Below are 3,109 nucleotides of genomic sequence, written 5' to 3' on the forward strand. Positions count from 1 at the left end.
ACGACCGAGAACGGCCGGAACTCGCTAAATTTGTGATCTCACACTCAGCTCAGACTCCCAGCGGCCATCTTCATGACGCTGGACCGGCTGAATCGCCTGGAATTGCGGCTCGCCACAGGCCTTCTTCCACGCTTCGATCACATGCTGCGGATCCTGCCCCGCCGCCGCATGCCAACCCAGGATCATGCACGTGCCCTTCCCGTCCATGACCTGGATCGTGAAACTGATCTCCTGGGCATCGTTCTGGCCCTCGGCCTCACTGCGCGTCTCTTCCATCTCTCCCTCGCTATGTGACAGAACCCCCGGCTACGACCGCCAGGGGCTCCGGGTGAACCCGACGTATCCGTCTCATGGAGGAGCGGCGGCACGGGAATTGGAGTGACCGCGCCGCCGCCCCAGCATTATTTCCCTGATGGCTTAGGTGGCTTTTGTGGGGTTCGCACCGGAAGCTTCTCTTCCTTTGGCTTACCCGCTGGCTTCTTTTCCTCCTTGCCCATGGCCCTCGCCTCTCTCGGCCGGTTACCGGTTAAGCCCGGCCCTCGACCCCGTAACAGGGTTGTCCGGAGTGTCCAGCCAGACGAATTGCCCCGCCGGGGTGACCGTCATCCCGAACCGGTCACGATCGGGGCTTCCCCACGAAACCCACCGCAGATAAGCGGCCTGTAGTTCGCCCCAGAGATCGCGTGCCCCTCTTTGCAAAACCGCGACGCGCTTATACTCGGGCGCATAATGCACCTGAGCATCAGAATCAGCCGACCACAACGACAAGTGAAACTCGCCGCCGTCCTGGTCTTCGTGCGCACCGGATACATCCGGCAGCATCGCCGCTATGGCGACCTCAGCCCCGTACGAGGACCGCACTACCCGACGCGGGTCGAGATAGGTTGCCGAATCACGGTAATCGCCCTCGTGTTGCGGAAGGCTCCACCGCTGCGACCGCATCTGCATGAACATGACCCCACGATGGAATCTCCCCACCGCCGTGCCATCCCCGGCCACCGTCAGCCTGACCAGATGCCCACCTTCCCAGCGAGGCATCCACGGAAGGACGATCAGCCCACCGGGACGGGCCTGTTCCACCCAGGCATACGGCACCTCATTTACACCGCAGGTGACATGTACCTGGTCATACGGCGCTCCCTCCGGAAACCCCTTCGCCCCGTCTCCCAGAATCAGCCGGGGCGAGTGTCCCGAAGCCTTCAGGTTCTCAGCGGCCGTGCTGTGTACGGCAGGATCAATCTCGATGCTGGTCACGTTGTCGTCCCCGAGACGATGCGCCAGCAGCGCCGCAGTCCAGCCCGTACCCGTGCCGATCTCTAGCACTTCATCGCCGTCGTAGGGGCCGAGGAGATCCAGCCCCGCCGCCACGACACTCGGCATGGAACACGACGAGGTGTAGTCGCCCGCTCCCTTGGTCACATCGGTCTTGCCGTCGTCCGTCTGCGTGATGATCGCCGTGTCGGAATACACGGCCTCCATCCACTTATCCGAATCGGCGATCCGATCAATCATGTAACCGGGGTCAGCTTGGCACCACGCCTTCTCCGGGATGAACAGGTGACGGGGAACTGCCCGCATAACTTCCCGCCACCGATCATCAAGGTCCGTGAGCTGATCGGCGAGTACCCGGATACGGTCGATACTCATTTACCCTTCTTCTCGTGAGTGCCGGGGTTGTCCGGACGCGATCCGTCCCCGGTCGGCTTCGGCTTCTCCACCGGCCTGCTTGTGGGCTTCTTGCCGTCGTCATGCTTACCCATGGATGAATCTCCTTTCGCTGCGCTGCTATCTGCTTGGACCGGATCGCGGAGTCGATCACAACTCGGCCACCTCGGCATGGCGAGGCTTTTGACAAAAGGTCTTGATCTATGCGAATGCGTTTAATATCGATTCCGAGCAGCGGAATAACGTTCCTCTGCGCTAATGGTTTTCTCGGAATGCCTAGCAAGTGGATGGGGCGACGGCGCGGATTGGGGGAAGCCGCCGCGCCACCGCCCCCGCTTGAGCGGCCCTGCATCACGTGTAGGCGCGGACCTGAGACAAATCGACCCGATCGGTGTCGAGCACAGTCACGATGCCCCAATGATCGCTCGCCCCGTCCGGGTCCACACGCCAGTAATCGACCACCGCGTCTCGCAGCGCCGCAGTGACATGGAACCGGTCGACGCGGACCCGTCCCCGCCCTGTAGCCGCCCGCAAAGACACATCGCCCCTCAGATCGGCCAGATGAGCGGCAACGTCGATCATCTGGCCATCGGTCAACGTGCGCCCGACGATCGTGTTAGCCCGCCACGGCTCGTCAGGCGTTTCACGCGGGAGGCACCGGATCATCCGGTTGTACGGCTGAACCTCAGCCCACGGGGGTTCAGGATCACCCACTGGGCAACTGTTCAGATCCCCGCCGATCACCCCGAGCCCGTCATACCGGTACGCCCTCGCGACCAGCGTTCGCACCTCCGCCGCCGCAGCATCCACCGAGTACGGCGTCAGGTGCGCGCTGATCACCACCAGCGGCACCGGCAGGCCAGGGATCGCGAACCGGCCCGCACCATACCCGTGCAACAGCGTGTACGGGTTGCTCTCGAACGCCATCACCGGCAGATCCCGGCGATGCGCCAGCACCGTATGCCCACCCGACGCCGAAAAGCCGACCCACACGCGCATCCCGAGATCGTTCTCGGCGGCGATCACCTGACTCATATCGCGCTCCAGCCACCCCCGGCACTCCTGGAGTAACACGATCGAGGGCTCGTTGGCCCGGATGATCTCCGCCAAGCGTGGCCACCGGCCCTCACGGTGAGCACCATGCAGCACGTTCCAGGACATGATCCGCAGCAGCACGAAACCACCTCTCCCGATCGTCTCGAAGCACTGGTCACTCTGGGGGCAACGGACATGCGCGGCCGAGCCGGTCAAGGAATTCGGCCAGCATCTCCCGAGCCCTCTTGCAGGCAGCCTCCTCGCTGGGGACCCGCTGAATCTCCTGGGTCCCCTTGGGGCCGGGCAGCTTGCAGTGCAACTCGACCGGCCGCCTGGCCAGATCCACAGTGAAGGCCCGCACCCCACCGACCATGCCGTGCCGGTAGGCGGAAACCTTCGGCGAAGGCAC

The 3,109-nt window shown here is 63.6% G+C and carries 4 protein-coding genes; all 4 read right to left on the reverse strand.

The annotated features are described in order from the left end of the window. Positions 1–24 precede the first annotated feature (24 nt). On the reverse strand, positions 25–276 hold the full coding sequence (locus AB0B89_RS35730) for a hypothetical protein (protein WP_358562004.1): 252 nt from the start codon (positions 274–276) through the stop codon (positions 25–27). A 243-nt stretch (positions 277–519) separates the two neighbouring features. Continuing rightward, on the reverse strand, positions 520–1,647 hold the full coding sequence (locus AB0B89_RS35735) for a methyltransferase domain-containing protein (RefSeq protein WP_358562007.1): 1,128 nt from the start codon (positions 1,645–1,647) through the stop codon (positions 520–522). Between the two features lie 369 nt (positions 1,648–2,016). Further along, positions 2,017–2,841: an endonuclease/exonuclease/phosphatase family protein gene (locus tag AB0B89_RS35740; RefSeq protein ID WP_358562010.1), complete on the reverse strand. Its 825-nt coding sequence runs from the start codon at positions 2,839–2,841 to the stop codon at positions 2,017–2,019. Between the two features lie 34 nt (positions 2,842–2,875). Next, a partial coding sequence (locus AB0B89_RS35745; RefSeq protein WP_358562013.1) for a hypothetical protein occupies positions 2,876–3,109 on the reverse strand: 234 nt, incomplete at its 5' end.

Origin of the sequence: Sphaerisporangium sp. NPDC049002, from assembly GCF_040649355.1 — a bacterium.
GTDB lineage: Bacteria > Actinomycetota > Actinomycetes > Streptosporangiales > Streptosporangiaceae > Sphaerisporangium.